The sequence below is a fragment of the Wohlfahrtiimonas sp. G9077 genome (assembly GCF_002252155.1).
GTDB lineage: Bacteria > Pseudomonadota > Gammaproteobacteria > Cardiobacteriales > Wohlfahrtiimonadaceae > Wohlfahrtiimonas.
The window spans coordinates 145,803-162,847 of record NZ_NEFD01000001.1 but is presented as its reverse complement, the minus strand read 5'-3'; the positions used below and the strand labels follow the sequence as shown (position 1 = coordinate 162,847).

Genomic DNA, 17,045 nt, shown 5'->3' with positions numbered 1-17,045 from the left:
TGTGAATAAAGCTCCGAAGTTTACTAGGAATTGCAACATTGATCAATGATATTCACCAAATCCCATAAAGAGCGTTATAATTGCTTTTTGTTTATCGTAATTTTAAGGAACAGTATGATCTCCTCCATGACAGGTTTTGCCAGAGAAACCGTAGCGACAGACTTTGGTACATTATCCATTGAGCTACGCAGCATCAATCACCGCTATTTAGAAACCTATTTTAAATTGCCAGACCTATTGCGTGCCTTTGAACCTGCCTTACGTGATCAAGTGCAATCCGTATTAAAGCGCGGTAAACTTGAGATCATGATGCGCTTAGAAGCTGCGGGCGCCACCAATGAACATTTAACCCTCAATGAAACATTGGCCAAAAATGTGATCGCACTGCATCAAGAAGCCAATGCCATCCTTGGGACAGCACATGCTTTGAGCCCATCTGAATTGATGCGCTTTCCAAACATGCTCATCACACGCACGCCGGATCCCGATGCGTTAGAAAGCATCACCACACAAACCTTTGCAACGGCGCTTGAATCATTGGCCAAAAATCGCCAAGCAGAAGGCGCACGCATTCAAGCGGTGATTGAAGATCGTTTAAGCAAAATCGCGGCGCTGACTGAAAAAGCCCAAGCCCTTCGCCCTGAAGCCATCACGCGCCTTCGTGATAAATTAACGGCGCGCTTAGCTGAATTTGCCATTGAAGTGGATCAACAACGTTTAGAGCAAGAGTTGGTGTTTGCCATTCAAAAATTGGACATCGATGAAGAGATCGACCGCCTCCATTCCCACGTCGTGGCGATGACCGATGCCATTGCCCGCAATGAACCGATCGGCCGCCGCTTAGACTTTTTAACCCAAGAGTTAAACCGCGAAGCCAACACCCTTGGCTCAAAGTCCCAAGATGCTGAACTCACCGCGATTGCCGTTGAGTTAAAAGTATTGATCGAACAGATCCGCGAACAGATTCAAAACATCGAATAATCGCCACATTAAAGCCCCGCAAAGCGGGGTTTTGCTTTATGGATGAATCAAATACTGATACAAACTCTCTTTCACCGCTTGCTTGAGCTCTAAATTGAGGGTTACCACATTTTGTGTTTTGTCTGCTGAGATCGGCATTTTTTCTTCTCTAAAGCTCTTTTGATCGGGTTGAACGCGCCCTAAACAATAAAATTCTCGTCCTTCATCATTGTCTTTTTTCACAAAAAGATACAACGCGATATTGCGCGATTGACTGTGATAAAACGCCTGCACATCTTTACTGAGCATCGTGCGCTGCCCTTTTGAAAACCAATGAAGGAGCGATGGATTTAAAAAAGCATCCTCATATTTGGTGCGCTCACTGATGTTTTCATCTTTATGATAATTGACAAAAATGGGGCACACTGTTTCTGCGCGATCAAACAAATAACCGCCAACACTTTGCGCATTTGGATTTTCCTGATAATTAAGAATGCGAAAGACATCTTTACGGCTATATTTTTCATACAAAATAAAGCGCCCATCAATCAAACATGAATCGGCCAACTTTTGTCGATAAATGGCACGGGCCAAATCCACCGATTGCATCAAATGGCTTTTAAAACTTGATTGCGCCAGCAATGTTTTAAATTGTGGCGTCAAAGCAAAGGATTGCCCATCAAATGTCACCACATCATACAATGTTGCATCTTTTAAATATGCACTGTGACGATAAACCACTTTGCGTTTATTAACTTCAGTCACCACAAAGCTAAAGTTAAGATTATCCACCACTGAAATAATGTCCGCATCCGTTGGCGTAAAGTGAAAATGGGCATTGCAATGGGATTTGAATGCATCCAACGTGATGACGTGATGCTGTAATAATTCAAAGAGCAGACAACTTTCTGTAATGCGCTTGGCATTATTGATCTCACCATCAAAGTAACGCAGCATGGCGGCAGCATCCTCTGAAATTGGCGGCACATGCGCTTTAAAAACATATTTCAGCGTTTGATAGTAACTGCCAAACACCCGAATGTATTGATAAGGATCACGCGCGCCATGTCGGATAAAGTCAATGGGCGTCGGCATATGTCCAAGTTTATCAAAGAGCGCCTTCATGTCCGTGGCTAAATCTTTTTTATGGTCAAAGGATGCTTGATTAATCGCAGCATAAATGCGCTGCTCTGTAATGGCATCAAAACTAATGCTCGATGCGCCCGGCAACGCGCTGCTGCCTTCACTCATTTTTCGGCGAAGCGCATCTTTGTTGTAGGAATGATCCCCAAACAGCGCCATCGGAATCATATAGTTATTGGCATAATTACCAATAAAATCCAACACCGTGACATAAGATTTATCCTCAGCTTTCCGTAAACCACGCCCAAGCTGCTGTACAAACACAATCACCGATTGCGTTGCGCGCAACATCACAATGAGATTCACGCGCGGAATGTCGATCCCTTCATTGAAAATATCCACCGTGAAAATGAATTGTAGATGATCCACATCATCAGATTCGAGCGATTCAATCGCCGCCTCACGTTCATGTTCACTGTGGCGCCCAGACAAAGCACATGCACGAAAACCAAACCCACAAAATTGTGCGGATAATGCATCGGCTTCTTCTACACTTGAGCAAAAAACCAGACCGCGATAATCTCCGGTATCCGTAGAATAATGGGTGATTTTCTCCAAAATGTGCGCCACACGTTCTTCACGAATCAATTGATTAAAGCTTGGCGGCTTTTTCACATCGTCCGTCAATACAATGTCCGCAATGCCGTAATAATGAAATGTGGTGAGTAAATCCGCTTCCAGTGCATCTTTTAAGCGAATTTCATAGGCAATGTTGTGATCAAAATATTGAAAAATATCTTCACCACTCATGCGCTCTGGCGTTGCTGTCATGCCCAATAAAAATTTGGGCGTAAAATGGTTAAGAATGGTTTGATACGTTTGCGCTGCTGCGCGATGGGTTTCATCAATCACAATGTAATCAAAATGATCTTGAGAAAAATGCGCTAAATGATGGGGCAAACTCATGGTTTGCACCGTGGCAAAGAGATAATCGGCAGCGTAATCTTTATGATTGCCATCAAATAAGCCAAAGGTCATGTGCGGATCATGGCCTGCAACGCTTGACAATATCTTTTGATACGACTGCATAGATTTGGCTGCAATCGTGCTTCTGTGCACTAAAAAGAGGAATTTTTTGGGTTGAACGCGCGCCACATCAAACGCCGATAGATAAGTTTTGCCCGTGCCGGTTGCAGAAATGAGCAATGCCTTTGTTGCCCCTTTTTCATCGCGAAGATGTTGTAAATTATCCAAAGCTTTTAATTGCATGGCATTCGGTGCAATGTGTTGCCCGCTTGTGATTTTCGTATGCTGCAATTGGTTTCTGCCAAAGCGCAATTGCTCATACTGCACACGATATTGATCAATGATGGCTTGATTAACCTCAATGGAGCGCTCATACATCACTTGTTGTTCAGCTTTGATCTGCTCGATGATCTCGCCATTAATGGAGGCATCTAATTTAATGTTAAATTCATAATTTTTGCATAAGGCGCTGTCCGTCAAATTGCTACTGCCAATGACCACAATGCTCTGCTCGCCCTTTTCAAAATAAAAACATTTGGCATGAAAGCTGTTGTGCACATCAATGCGCAATTCAATGTTTGGATAGGCCAATAAACGCTCAAGCGCCGCAGGATCGGTAAAATTAAGATACTGTGACACAATGATCACGCCTTTAATCGCTTTACGATTCAACTCATCTAGCGCCTCACGAATCACCGCAACGCCGCCTGTCGTCACAAAGGCCACCGAGATAAAGAACTCATCACAGGTTTTCAGCTGCTCTAAAATCGTGGTGAGCACCTTTTTTTCGCGTCTAAAATCATTGACTAAAATGGCAGGCAGATATTGCCCACTTGAAATGTGATCCACGTCATAAAAACTTGTGGTCAAATCATTGAGAAGATCATTCATAGCGCTTACTCAAGATAACTGAGCTGATCAATAATGGGCAAATCCGCCGCAGCCCAATCTAATGCGTAAAGCTCACTGATGGGCAACCACACATAATCCATGTGTTCATTTAAACGAAAGTTCAGATCAAGGGGCGTGCATAAAAATGCGTGCATGATGATTTTAAAATCAGGATACGTGTGATGGACTGTGATCAAAGGCTCATCCACTTGAATGACCCAATTGAGCTCTTCATCAATTTCACGAATCAAAGCCGCTTCATGGGTTTCACCGGCTTCTGTTTTGCCACCTGGAAATTCGTATTTATATGCCAAATACTCTTTTGCATTGGCCCCGCGCTGGGCACAAAATATTTTGCCTTCATATTGAATGACTGCCGCAACCACTTCTATTTCTTTCATCATTGTAACCATTATTATTTGTCAATATTGACGCATCATTTGCAAAATTTATCGGCCAGTATACAACATTTTGGCAACAAGATGATCGCGAATATCGTAAGATAATGTTCGTTTAAATATGAATGGTTGGGATCAAATTGGGATCAGTCACGCAACGATGACCGCGAATTTCCATAACAATCGAAAGAAAATGGCGCGCCCGAGAGGAAACCTAAAAACAACTAAAGCCCTTGATTTAAAGGGCTTTATATTTTGAGTATTTATTTTTTACTTCCAAATTTACTTCTAATAATCCCTACCGAGTGTTTTCCACAATGTTTCTTCTGAAATTTTTAAATGCTCACACAATTGATCAACCGACCATTTTTTGGTTCTGCCGCTCACAATTGGTTCTGGCAGCATGCCATCTCTTACATAATTATTAATCGTGTAATTATGGATGGGTTTGCCATTTTCTGACATGAGTATAGCAACGTCTTTTTGTAAAATAAATGCTGGTTTGAAATTATGACTCACATTTAACCTCTGAAGCAACACACCTTTTTTATATGCCTCAATCAAACCATTACGGGTCAATTGCTCAATATGTTGTACACCAGTCAAATTAATTTTAGAGATATTATAAAGCCACTGGCCATCAAATTTTTTCACATCATGACGACTCAACATATAGCCATGATCATTTAAGAATTTCTTAATTTCATTGTTGATGATGTATGACGTTTTGTCGCGTTTATCTGTCATGCTCATTGTAATTCTCTCCCTAATTCTAAATGTTGTTTAACTGCTTCCAAATGTGCCAATTCAAAAGATTGTGCAGCTATGACATATTCATAGCCGCCCAATTTAATCGTGAAGTTCTGCATTAATCTCCCTTCATTGCTTTAAGTTTATGAATCCGTCTTTTTGCATCATTGATTTCATCAATGATCAATTTGTATTCCCGACGCTGAATCTTGCGCCGATCAAACAGTTGCATTCTTTGTTTTTGTAGATATGCCAAAATGCGTTCAATACCAGCAATGCGCTCATTCATTTCCAAATTATTCATACTTAAATCCTTTTTCTAATCAATTATAAAATTTCACTGTTTTTCCAAAGAAAATAACGATTGGCTATTTTGATTACCCCTTACCTTTATGAAAAATATAACAACGCAATGAGCCAAAACCTTTACCTGCTTTGTTCGTGTACTCATCATCGTTGTACTTAGAATTCACAACTTTATTGTGCTCAATGTATTTGTGCCTGCTGGTGTGTGGCAGCATCTTCTTGACTGTTTTAATGTCATCAAGCTGCTGGCGCATCTCCGCGGCCAATCCATAAAACTGATTTAAGTTGATGGCGATATACTCATCATTTCTGGAATGATTAACCGCAAAACCTTCATTATTGAGATACTCATAAACCTCCCAGAACTGTTCCAAAATCGGATGATCTTGCTTAAGCTCAATATCGCGTTCAACCGCAATTCTGCAAATGTACTCTTCAGTTGCACGCAAAGTGTGCTCATGAATGGGCATTAAAAACTTCAAAGCCTGCAACAATGAGAGCATCAAGCCATGCGTCAAGCCAATGCGCGTTGTCTGCACCTCTTCAAGTGCCATAATGCGTGCTCTGTTTTGCTCAAAGACTGAATGAACACACTTTAAGATGGCATCTTCATTTTTAAGTGCTTCGACCAAAAAGCCTGACAACTCATCCATTGGTATTTGCTCTAATCGACGGGCTTTAATGCGTGACTCAGAGGTGTGATTGCTCGTATCAAAATGCACATACACAAGGCGGGACAACAACGCAATTAAGTTATCGCGCGAACCTGCGGTAATGGCTCGCTCATTTTGGGATAAAATCAACGAACCTCTGAATTTAGGGCTGTTGGTGTTATTGCCATTATTCTTTTGGCCCGTTGTTCTCAAATAACCGCCATTGTATAAGGATTTGAGATCCTCTAAGTTAAAGCCTTCACACTCAATCATCACTGTTGGCAAGTTGGCCACTTGTGATAATGTTCTGAAATAACCCACTTTAGAACCATTATTGGGATTGACCCCTTCATAATCTCCCCCTCGCCCAGAGAGTTTCCACATAAATTGCAAAATGGTGGATTTACCAGCACCCGCCTCACCTGTGAGCTCCAAAAATGGAAAGCCTTTATAAACATCCCGCAATTGCTCTACAAATAATGAACCGAGCCAAAACGCTAAAACCGTCAATCCTTTTTGGCCAAAAACATCAATGAAATCTTGATGCCAGGTATTTTGATAATCCATGCTTGGATCAAATTCAGGCATTGAAAATGTTGTCTTAATGTTTTGGTTGCCTGGCAACTCAAAATACTCTTCCTTATTGAGCTTATAGACACGGCCATTTTTAACGGCAAACTCTGGGAAAATATACGCGCCCAACTCTTTGGCATATCCTAAAAATGGCACGGTACTGATGTCTTTGATGTCGCTCGTTTTCACACGATAGATTTGATCTAAATGCTTTGTTTCACCTGTGAATGTTGCACCGGATACTGTATTCATCACACGTGCTTTAAATTCGCCCGCGCTGGACAATTGCTTAGGTGAAAAGGCATCCTTATTGCGCTTATTCTTCATGACCACTTCAAGAAAGTAGAATAACTCATTCGTATCCAACTCTTTTTGTGCGTACAGAATATTCGTAACGCAATTGGCGATCTCAGTGATGGTACAAGATGATTTAAAGGCTGTTTCCTCGTCCTCATCGTTTTTATTGATAGCTTCAAGCATCGCCTTCACATCCACTTTGACCCAATAAGTATTGAAATTGAACTCAAGGAAAAACTGCTGCTTTTCATAGCGCTGATACATCAAATATGCTTTACGCATCGGTGATCTTGCGGACAACACTGCGCCATGATGAAGATAGGTTTCAATATCTTCATCATCTAATTGCTCTTTGATGTGCTTATCGTTCCAATCATCACCATCATTGGTAATGGCCAAACGGATGTCAGAAAAGAATCCTATTTTTTCACATAGCTTTAACCACTTAATGGCGGACTGTTTGCCCTTCTCATCTGAATCTAAGGCAATCACAATATTTAAGCGCGGATTCTTTTGGTAGATCTGCGTTAAAGTGTGTTCAGGAAAGTTATTGGCACTCATGGCACTGATGGCATGAATATTGTGATGTTTTAACGCAATGGCATCAAAGATCCCTTCGACCACCCATAATTCATTAATCTTGCTCACATCAAGATCATTAAAATGCCAAGCCAACCCTTTGTATGAATAGCCTTTTTTGAAGTGGGCTTTTTGCTCAAACTTTTCCAAGTTTTCAATCAAGCGCTCCCAATAACCATCCCCTGGCATTGGAAAACGCACCGTTGGTGTGGAAACTTTTGTGCTATAATCAAAAAACGTTTCTTGCGTGAATTGGTCACACAATGTGGTGTTAAAGCCCCTTGCTTCCCTCAAGTATGCTTTAGCAATTGCGCGGCCATCTTCTGCCATTTCATGGGCATAGCGTTTAGAAAAGTTTTCAAAGATGTCTGGATAACGATCACGTGCGGAGATCTCATAACCGCACGTGGTACTATCACATTGGATCTTCCACGGATTATCACCAAATATCCATAATTTCTTTTTCTGACAGCTTGGACAAATGCCATTTTTATAGCGTTTGCCATTGCCTTGAGGCTTTGCCCCTGTTTCTGCGATGAAGCGGCGCACCACTTCATCTCTCTGACTGCGTTCCATTTTCATTACATTTCACTCGTCATATAATTCACAAACTGTGTGTAGCCACATCCGCGGTTCACCTCTTTGCCTTGCTTGAACACAACAAAAGAAGGTGCAACCTTGATATTGAAGCGGTGCATCATATTCTTCCCGACACTGTTTGGGCTGATGTCTATATTGACGCATGCAATGTGTAAATGACGTTTGCTGAACTCATCAAGCATGTGCAGCATTTTCTTAGAAGATGTGCAGTGGCTACGCGTGAATAAAATAATGGTGGGCTCGTTATCTGTGATGTTTTTGAGCGTTAAACCATTGGTAATATTGATCACATAACTAGTCATGATTCACCCCCTGATATGCGCCCTTCTTAATGGATTTCATCAATTCATGGATTGAGATGGCAGACTTCAACAAATGAATGGTGAATGCTTGATCCGCCACTTCATCCGCCGCTAAGTAATATTGATGGCGCACAGACTCAAGCACACTTAACAATGCAGAACTTGTCATTTGTGATGCTTGTTGGGCGAACTTCTGTACATCATTTGAATGGTTGATAAACATGGATGTTAAAGCTATACCGCGTACTGCTTTCGCTACGCGTTTAAAATCCAAGTGTGCTGCCTCTAAACATTGAGATACATTTTTAATGGGTAAAAAAGTGCCCTGACTAACTAAAGCCATAATTTTTTCTCCTTAAATTTTAATTAATTAGATTTCGTTTTAATGATCCAGCGATCAACCGTTTCATAGGTCACAAACGTGGATGAGCAATGCAGATTTGTACACTGATAATACTTCTCCCTCGTTTGTGTCGTGATCACTTTAGTGGTGACAATCTTGGCTCTGCTGCCACACTGTGGACATTTATACGAATTAGCGGTTCCTGATCTATTCACATACTCTCCAAATGTGTTATTTGCAGCTGTACTCTTCAATTGCTTTTTTTAATAACGCATGAGCCACAGTCGCAACTGGACGCTTCTCTCTATTTGCAATGTTTCTGAGCTGATTTAACTCAGATTTCGTGATCGATACACGAACTTGCTCACTCCTTTGCTCGCTTGTAAAAAGCTTATTTTTCATTGATAATACTCCAAGTGACTTAACGAATGACTATATTAACGTCTTACCAAATGACTACCAGATGGATAATACTTGTCAAATGATTCAAAGTCAATATTAACATTAACGAATGTTACATTTATCTATTAAGGTGAACCAAATGACAACTGTCGGTGAACGACTCAAAGAAGTAAGAGATGCATTAAAACTGAGCCAAAAAGCCTTTGCTGAAATAGCAGGTGTTGGTGCGCACGCTCAAATGAATTATGAAAAAAATGAACGTAAACCTGATAGTAGTTATTTAGAGCGAATTGCCCAGGCTGGATGTGATATCCAATACATTATTACGGGCATACCATCTAATAGCTCACAGCCCAAAATTTATGACAACGCTGGTCATTTAGTTGATTTGGAAGAATTCTGTTTTGTGCCTCGTTATAAAGTGTTTGCGGCGGCAGGTCATGGATCGGCTATTAATGAAGAAACCTATGAATTCTCATTGGCATATCGTAAGTATTGGGTTAAAAAATATTTAGAGGTCAATCCCAAAGATTTGATTGCCATCACTGCCCGTGGTGACTCTATGATTGGCGTCATCAATGATAAGGATGTCATGCTCATTGATACTGCCAATAAACTCTTTAATGATGGGATTTATGTGCTCAGAATCGATGGTGATTTGATCGTTAAAAGCGTGCAAAAGCTACCCAATAAAATCATTGAAATTTCTAGCACTAACCCACTTTATAAACCGTTCACGATTGATATGAAGAACCCACCGAATGACTTTGACATCATCGGGTGCGTTGTGCATGTTGAGCCTGTGACATTGTTTAGAAATCGGCGTGTAAGGGATTAATATGGAAATCTTTTTGGCATTTGTGATTGTGGGGATTTTTCTTCTTATTTTAATGCGAAATAAAAAGCTTAAACGCAATCAAAAACAAAAAATCTCGCCAAAAAAAGGGAAAAAAGTATCTTTCTATTATCTAAATTTTCCCGATCATGATGAGGATTTAACAGAAGAGGAAGAAGATTTAGAAGAGGCCAAACGATATAAAACTATTACCCTGCATCAAGTAGATGAAAATTATATTTATGGATATTGTCATACCGCAAAAGCTGAAAGAACTTATGTGCGTGAGAAAATTGAATATTTTACAAATGGTCAAGAAATAGTTGATGCGATGTATGAGGCATATTTAGATGAATATGCCACTCATAATGATAATTTTATTTCTATTCGCTACAGCAATAAAAAAGGGGAACAAAAAAATCTAAACCTTATTATTACAAGTGAATATCCAATGTTTTTTAATGGCTATGTATTAGAAGATGGTTATGATAAATACATTTTGACCTTTTCTTATGAAAATGTTTTGAATGTTTTACGCGGAGAAAGGTTTAAAGAAAAATTGCAGCATTGGCAACCAATCGTTAAGCAGATAAAATCATTGACTCATGATATAAAACGAACAGGCATTAATATTATCGGCTTTTCAGAATCTGAATCACTTGAATTGGAAGAGCTTGCTAAAGCATATCGATTAAAAGTACTAAAAACACAAACCAAGACATTATTTGCTATTGTTACTAATGGTGCATTACCTGAAACACAAATAGAACGAGCCACAGAGAATGGCACATTGATTATGAATAAAGAACAGTTCATTACTTTATTATATACGGGTGATATATCCTATGTATCGAAGGCACAACCATGATAAATATAATATCTAATATAATTTATGGTGTGATTTCTGGCTTAATTTTAGTATTTATTACCAGTATTACAAATTATCTTAAAAAAACGTTAGAAGTAAGAAAAGCAAATAAAGAACTTATTACTATCATCAAAAAATTAATCCCAGAAAATTTTAATTTAAATCATGACATTATTTGCCAAATTGCTAGTGCTATTTCAATAGAATATAAAATTTCATATCAAAAATTATACTCAATAGACCAAATAAAAAGTCTTTTAATAAAAAATATATTAGATAGCGAGTTTATTTCTACTGAATTAAAGAGTCAGTATTGTCAAAAAATCTTTAATATTCTAACGCCTAATCCTGAAGAATCATCTCTAAATAACTCAGAGAACATTAATAAGCCTTCAACAGTTGGCAAACTTCTATTTTACATTACAATACTTATAGTAGGCATGGCATTATTATTAGCCATAATACTAGATTATTTCCACATTAAGATCCCATACTTTTCAGTACAGAATATTCTGATTGTATGGTTTTCATTTCTGATACTTAATATAATTTCACTTATAATTGAGATAATTAAAATAATGTGGTTAGTCATTACACAAAACAATTAATTATTTTCTATCAAAAACGGGTTTTGCCTCATAGTAAATTAGGAAGAAATATGTATTTTTGGATCGATGAAAGCGGTAATACTGGAAATGAATTGTTCGATAAAAACCAACCTCTTTTGTTCTATGGTGTTTTATCTTCAAATGATGACTTGAATATAACTTTACAAGATATGATTATTTCTATGCGTGAATTATTTCACGTAGATAGACTACATGCTAATGAGCTCGGTCCAGATAAACTTTCTCTTATTGTTGATCAACTAACTCAGATTAGAGCACAATATCAATTAAAATTTGACTTACATTATTTTAATAAAATTGATTATATTGTTATGTCTTTTTTTGACCAAGTATTTGACTCTGGTAATAATAAGTCTGTTCCACACTCTGCATATTGGACGCCACTTAGATATGTATTATTACTTAAAGTTGCGTATTTATTTGATGATGATTTATGTAAATTAGCCTGGGAGGCCAGATTAGAGAATAATATAGAAAAATCTAACGATATACTTATTAATGTATGTGAAATTTTAAAACAACGAATTCCCCTTATTACCGACAAGAGATCACAAGAGATTATCAATAATGCATTAACATGGGTTCAAGAAAATCCAAAAAAAATACAATACAATTATAAACCAACATTCACTTTGGCTGGCCGATATGACAAAAAAGGCCTACAAATCTCTCCTAATTTAATGGGATTTCAATCTGTACTTAATCAAATCGCAGAAACCGCACAAATAAATAACTCTGACATTACAAGCATCATAGTCGATAGACAAGAGCAATTTAACTCAGCACAAAAAGATCTAGCTAGTCTCTATGCAACAATGAAAGAAAGATATGTACCTATAGATTCATATATACCTTCGCCAAATTTTTCTATCTACCCAAGTACACCAATAACACCAACAGGATCAGAAACAAATATAGGCTTAGAAATTGTTGATGTATTTCTATGGATATACAAAAGATATTTCTTAACAGAACCCCTAACACCAGTATTAAAACAATTTGTTGAAGAAGAATTAATAGAAACTAAAGTTCACCCATTAGATCTTAAAAGTATTAATGAACGAACAGAAAAGTTTTTAGAAAGGCTAATGGATGATAAAAACCCTAGAATAGAATATTAATCTTTAGATTCTTTTATTTCAGCCTCAACCTGAGTCGTCAAACCACTCTGATCAAGGTTATGAGTCACACGAGTAGCAATCCAATTTTGTGAATCAATCTCCGCCTTAAAGCCCAGTACTTTCACTGGGCTTTCTGCTATGAGCTCAGGGCGACCCATCGCCAGCGTAAACGAAAATGATGCAGCTGCACGTTGTACCCGCTTCAATTCATTCTCTGCCGCTGCCCTTGCCTCACCTTCCGTTTTGTAAATGCGGCGCAGCATCTTTGTGCGCTCATCATCGCCCACCAAAACCTCTTTACGCACGCCGTTCTTAGTGGTTGTGTATTTTGCTTTAATGCCTGTATAAGCATCACGATCATTCACAGAATAACTGTGATTATCCCCTTGATTACGGGTAATGATGATTGTGGGCAACTCTTGGCCGCTGGCTGTTTTGCTTTCCCCGCGTTTCAAAAATAGGATGGTACCCTTTTTCACTGTGGCCACAGCATCAAACTCTTCAGCCAAACGCGTTAAAAAGTTGGCATCACTCTCATTGCGTTGCTGACGATCCTGCACTTTAATGTTGGCCAATTCCTCAGCCACACGGGATTCTAATTTGTGCTCCCCTGCAATCGCTTCCACAATCTCTTTGATGGTCTTTTGATGATATGCCTTGTTCTTCTGCTCCAAAAGCTTCTTTCTAAAGTCCGCAGAATTGGCGGAAATTGTGATCACATCAGGTGCGCCTGTATGTGAAACTGCATCCACCACAAAATCCCCACGATCAATCAATGCACCAAAGCCAATCTTCACATTGATCTTAACGCCACGCTTTGGCAACGCCATAAGACCATCGCTATCATCAATCACAAGCGTTAATGTGTCAGCATCAAAGCCACGATTATCAACCAAATTGAGGGACAATAAGCGCGAATTAATGCGACTGGTAATGTTCTTTCCATCAACAGTAATGGCATATTGTGGTGTTTTGGTATCAAAAAGCATAGTAGTTCCTTATCATAATAAAGTTTTTAATATATAAATTAGGGCAAACAATGAAAAAGTTATTCAATCAATTAAGAAATTGGCAATATTGTCTAAAATTTTTAATTCACACTGTGATTTCTGCAATTATCGCTGTATGTATCTTTTTCTTACTATTAGGTTATTTTTCACCAGAAATAATAGGTAACGTAAATAATACTCTTGCAAAAAATAAAGATGCTTACATCGCCATAGGTGCTACTTGTGCAGTTCTTAGTACTCTATTTGGTGTATTTATCACTGTTGGTTATAGAATCAAAGTTGAAGTTTTATCTAAAAACCGTCAGGATTGGATTAATGACTTACGTAAAAATATGGCAGAATATTTGAAACTGGTATACAACATGAAATCATATAATTATGACCACCAAGGCAATATAGTATTTACACCTCATTTAGTTACAGAAGAAAATCACAATAGATTATTGTATATAACATCCTATGTAACACTGCTGTTATCACCACAAGCAAAAAACACACAAAATGATAGATCATTAAAGTTAGTTAAACTATTAGAAGACGCAAATCTTTTCCTTTTTTATCCTATGGAACACGATCTAAAATCATTTTATGAAAAAATATCTGAATATTGGGAAAATGATTTTTTATTGCCAGCTTCATATGATAAGAAGAAATTTAAAGAGCTCACACCAAAAGAGCAAGAAGAAATATATTTAAAAACAAAGGGATATATTTTAAAATTCATCAGCATTATGACTCAAGAAATACTCAAAACTGAATGGGAAAGAGTTAAAAATGGTGAATAAATACATCATAATAACGATCCAATCTGACTTGTCAGCACACCCAATGCACCTAATAGATCATCCCCTTCCCGTTTGAACTCAAGGGTAAAATCCACAATATGTGGTGCGCCTGTGTGCTCAAACTGACGGGCAATTTCATCGGCATTCATACAAATATAATTGCCATGAATTCTGCCCGTTCTTTCAATCAAAGGAAATGCCTGCCCGCTGCTTGCCTGTAACCGCAAAATTTCCAACACATTGCGCCCGCCTGTCAGCATGGGTAAAAGTTTGCCCGACAACACCACCATTTCATCACCAGGACCCAAAAATTGATGGGCATCACGCGTGCCCACTCGTGAATTACTTGCATATTTATAGCCCGTTTTCTTTGTAAACTGCTCATATGGCAATGACTCCAAAGCAAAGGGGAAAAATCCCCAAACCATTTGAACTTTCATTACGTCACATCTCCTAAAAATGCACTGTTTTTATTGGTAACGCTAGCAATGCCACGCTTAACCGATTCAGCAATGGCGGATGCATCACCGCTTGGCGCTGTAATGTTAATCTTAAATGTGTTAGTTTGTGTGCGATTGCCAGTCCCATTGATGCGGTTTTGCAATATGCGTTGATAGTCTTCTTGACGAGCTGCATCATTTAAAGGCGCATTGCCGCCAATTGCTTTCAATTGCACTTCTGAACTTAAAGTCCCAAATTCGCCATAGGTCAAACCTGTTTTATTTTCAATGTCTAATTTGTCATACATAGCCGTGTCTTTTTTCCCGACAATGGCATAATAAGCATCAAAAAACGGCTGCAATATTTTCATGACTCTATCAATGGCTGGTTGTGCCCACTTGACCATGTCATCCCAAAATTCCGCCACAGAGGACTTTAATACCGCAAACGAGGAATCCCAATCCCTAAAGGCATTCACGACAAAAGCGACCCCTGCGCCCATGAATTCCCCAAGCTTTCTAAATGCAGTGCCAATTCCCAAAATAGTATTAGCGCCAATATCAAAGACAAATTGTAACTTAGAGCCAATGATGGGAATTCTGCCAATCCAACTCCCTAACCAGTCATATACATTCCGCAGATCTTTCCCTATTTGAAAAACACCATCTGTGAAAAACCAAACTAAGCTGTCCCAATTTTTATACACGCCATACATGACCAAACCAATGCCAGCAATGGCGGCCACAATGGGATTACCAAGCACAGCAAACTGAAATGCACCCCATGCCAATTTAGCCAAACCTAATGAGGCTGTAATGCCCATCACACCTGCCGCGATGTAGCTCAAATTACTAATAATCTCAGGATTACTTTTGGCAAAATCCCCAATATTAACCATGATTTTAGTGAGCCATTTAAACGTATTACGCAGCCCTTTATTGTTCACCTCAAAGATAGAAATCTTAAAATCCGTCCACGCCGAATTTAATTGCTGCATATCGCCTGATAAGTTATCCGCCATGACTTTGGCCAATTGCTTACTTTCACCATGATTGTTCTTCAGCTCATCAATGATGCGATTTAAATCTTCTAAGTTACCCTTCTCAATCAATGCAGAAAAAGCCGCAGCAGCTTCCTCACCTGCAATACTTTTTAAAATCCCCATGCGTTGTGCATTACCCATTTTGGCTGTTTTCTGTAACACTTCTCTTAATAGATCAACTGGTGTTCTAAGGTTGCCCTTTTTATCATTCGTTTTAATACCAAGTTTAGCCAACTCTTTCTTTGCCATGCTCGGTCCTGCTGCTAAACGACTGAAGATCGCACGCATGGCTGTACCTGATTGACTGCCTTGAATACCAATGTTCCCCAACACACCAGCAATGGCAGAGGTTTCCTCTAAGCTCACGCCCAATCCTTTGGCAATCGGTCCCACATATTTCATGGTTTCACCAAGCATCTCAAGATCGGTATTTGTGCGTGTAAATGTCCCCACTAAAATGTCACCCACACGATCCATTTCATCAGCGGATAAACCAAAAGCAGATAGGATATTTGATCCAATGTCCGCCGCCCTTGAGATGTCCACATCACCAGCTTTAGCCAAATCCAATGTACCTGCCATTGATTTGATGATCTCTTCAGGTTTAAAGCCTGCCATCGCATAAAATGCTTGGCCTTGAGCAACTTGTGTAGGATCCGCCCAAGTTGAAGCCCCCAATTCTTTGGCATTTGCCCGCAATGCGGCCAACATCGGATCATCTTTTTGTAAACGTGTTAAAGCCTGAACTCTACCCATTGTCGTGTCAAAGTTCATGCCATCATCCATAAAACGCGATACGCCATAACCCATTGCCGTGGCAGCTGCAATGTGCATACCGCCTGCGCCCATCATTTGCTTACCTGCATTTCTATGTGCCTGCGTTTTATAAAGGTGCTTCAATCGCTCTTTTTGTCTGTCAATTAAACGATTGGTTCTATCAAGCTCTTGTTGGTCACGTTGCTGTGCTCTGCTCAAAGGTCCAACTTGTGGAATACGGTCATTAAGCTCTCGAATACGTTTTTTATAATCATTAATGTTCTGTTTGGTTTTCCCAATTGAGCCATCAATACCACGCATCACAGAGGTCACGTGGTCAAATGCCTGTAAAATCACTTCCATTTTTAACTCAGCCACCACGTGCCTCCTTTAGC

General features: G+C 39.2%; 18 protein-coding genes. 6 read left to right on the top strand and 12 right to left on the bottom strand.

Annotated elements, in window-relative coordinates; all coding sequences use genetic code 11:
- Positions 1–114: 114 nt before the first annotated feature.
- Positions 115–981 (top strand): YicC/YloC family endoribonuclease, encoded by an 867-nt coding sequence (locus B9T20_RS00770; protein WP_094489362.1) that lies wholly within the window; start codon positions 115–117, stop codon positions 979–981.
- 36 nt (positions 982–1,017) lie between these two features.
- On the opposite strand, the gene B9T20_RS00765 is transcribed toward B9T20_RS00770, so the two are convergent.
- The 9 genes from B9T20_RS00765 to B9T20_RS10105 all read right to left on the bottom strand — a co-directional run bounded on the left by B9T20_RS00765 (position 1,018) and on the right by B9T20_RS10105 (position 9,163).
- Positions 1,018–3,960 (bottom strand): DEAD/DEAH box helicase, encoded by a 2,943-nt coding sequence (locus B9T20_RS00765; protein ID WP_094489361.1) that lies wholly within the window; start codon positions 3,958–3,960, stop codon positions 1,018–1,020.
- A gap of 5 nt (positions 3,961–3,965) precedes the next feature.
- A complete protein-coding gene (locus B9T20_RS00760; protein ID WP_094489360.1) occupies positions 3,966–4,361 on the bottom strand; it encodes a (deoxy)nucleoside triphosphate pyrophosphohydrolase in 396 nt (131 codons plus the stop codon).
- A 285-nt stretch (positions 4,362–4,646) separates the two neighbouring features.
- Positions 4,647–5,111 (bottom strand): hypothetical protein, encoded by a 465-nt coding sequence (locus B9T20_RS00755; RefSeq protein ID WP_018122085.1) that lies wholly within the window; start codon positions 5,109–5,111, stop codon positions 4,647–4,649.
- 115 nt (positions 5,112–5,226) lie between these two features.
- Positions 5,227–5,412 carry a hypothetical protein gene (locus B9T20_RS00750; RefSeq protein ID WP_018122083.1) on the bottom strand — a complete coding sequence of 62 codons (186 nt, stop codon included), beginning with the start codon at positions 5,410–5,412 and terminating at the stop codon, positions 5,227–5,229.
- 73 nt (positions 5,413–5,485) lie between these two features.
- On the bottom strand, positions 5,486–8,098 hold the full coding sequence (locus B9T20_RS00745) for a toprim domain-containing protein (RefSeq protein WP_094489359.1): 2,613 nt from the start codon (positions 8,096–8,098) through the stop codon (positions 5,486–5,488).
- Complete coding sequence (locus B9T20_RS00740) at positions 8,098–8,418, bottom strand: thioredoxin family protein (RefSeq protein WP_094489358.1); 321 nt, start codon at positions 8,416–8,418, stop codon at positions 8,098–8,100. The genes B9T20_RS00745 and B9T20_RS00740 overlap by 1 nt, the downstream gene beginning before the upstream one ends.
- Entirely contained in the window at positions 8,411–8,761 is a 351-nt protein-coding gene (locus B9T20_RS00735) for a hypothetical protein (protein ID WP_094489357.1), read from the bottom strand. Before B9T20_RS00735 ends, B9T20_RS00740 begins: the two co-directional genes overlap by 8 nt.
- A gap of 23 nt (positions 8,762–8,784) precedes the next feature.
- Positions 8,785–8,976, bottom strand: a complete 192-nt coding sequence (locus B9T20_RS10300) for an ogr/Delta-like zinc finger family protein (protein ID WP_018122079.1) — start codon at positions 8,974–8,976, stop codon at positions 8,785–8,787.
- 16 nt (positions 8,977–8,992) lie between these two features.
- Positions 8,993–9,163 carry a hypothetical protein gene (locus B9T20_RS10105; protein ID WP_018122078.1) on the bottom strand — a complete coding sequence of 57 codons (171 nt, stop codon included), beginning with the start codon at positions 9,161–9,163 and terminating at the stop codon, positions 8,993–8,995.
- A 139-nt stretch (positions 9,164–9,302) separates the two neighbouring features.
- Between B9T20_RS10105 and B9T20_RS00725 the strand changes: the two genes are divergently transcribed.
- From B9T20_RS00725 to B9T20_RS00710, 4 genes are read left to right on the top strand one after another with little or no spacing between them, the layout of a single operon-like run.
- Positions 9,303–10,001, top strand: a complete 699-nt coding sequence (locus tag B9T20_RS00725; protein ID WP_158520506.1) for a helix-turn-helix transcriptional regulator — start codon at positions 9,303–9,305, stop codon at positions 9,999–10,001.
- Between the two features lies 1 nt (position 10,002).
- Complete coding sequence (locus tag B9T20_RS00720; RefSeq protein ID WP_094489355.1) at positions 10,003–10,866, top strand: hypothetical protein; 864 nt, start codon at positions 10,003–10,005, stop codon at positions 10,864–10,866.
- A complete protein-coding gene (locus B9T20_RS00715) occupies positions 10,863–11,474 on the top strand; it encodes a hypothetical protein (RefSeq protein WP_094489354.1) in 612 nt (203 codons plus the stop codon). The genes B9T20_RS00720 and B9T20_RS00715 overlap by 4 nt, the downstream gene beginning before the upstream one ends.
- Positions 11,475–11,524: 50 nt before the next feature.
- Positions 11,525–12,616 carry a DUF3800 domain-containing protein gene (locus B9T20_RS00710; protein ID WP_094489353.1) on the top strand — a complete coding sequence of 364 codons (1,092 nt, stop codon included), beginning with the start codon at positions 11,525–11,527 and terminating at the stop codon, positions 12,614–12,616.
- On the opposite strand, the gene B9T20_RS00705 is transcribed toward B9T20_RS00710, so the two are convergent.
- The gene (locus B9T20_RS00705; protein WP_094489352.1) at positions 12,613–13,605 is read right to left on the bottom strand and encodes a contractile injection system protein, VgrG/Pvc8 family; all 993 of its coding nucleotides are present in this window, start codon (positions 13,603–13,605) and stop codon (positions 12,613–12,615) included. The two genes, B9T20_RS00710 and B9T20_RS00705, sit on opposite strands and share 4 nt — an antisense overlap.
- 50 nt (positions 13,606–13,655) lie before the next feature.
- Between B9T20_RS00705 and B9T20_RS00700 the strand changes: the two genes are divergently transcribed.
- Positions 13,656–14,411, top strand: a complete 756-nt coding sequence (locus B9T20_RS00700) for a hypothetical protein (protein WP_094489351.1) — start codon at positions 13,656–13,658, stop codon at positions 14,409–14,411.
- 5 nt (positions 14,412–14,416) lie between these two features.
- Here the strand turns inward: B9T20_RS00700 and B9T20_RS00695 are convergent, their stop codons facing one another.
- Entirely contained in the window at positions 14,417–14,851 is a 435-nt protein-coding gene (locus B9T20_RS00695; RefSeq protein WP_063503955.1) for a phage tail protein, read from the bottom strand.
- Complete coding sequence (locus B9T20_RS00690) at positions 14,851–17,028, bottom strand: phage tail tape measure protein (RefSeq protein ID WP_148138443.1); 2,178 nt, start codon at positions 17,026–17,028, stop codon at positions 14,851–14,853. The genes B9T20_RS00695 and B9T20_RS00690 overlap by 1 nt, the downstream gene beginning before the upstream one ends.
- Positions 17,029–17,045 lie beyond the last annotated feature (17 nt).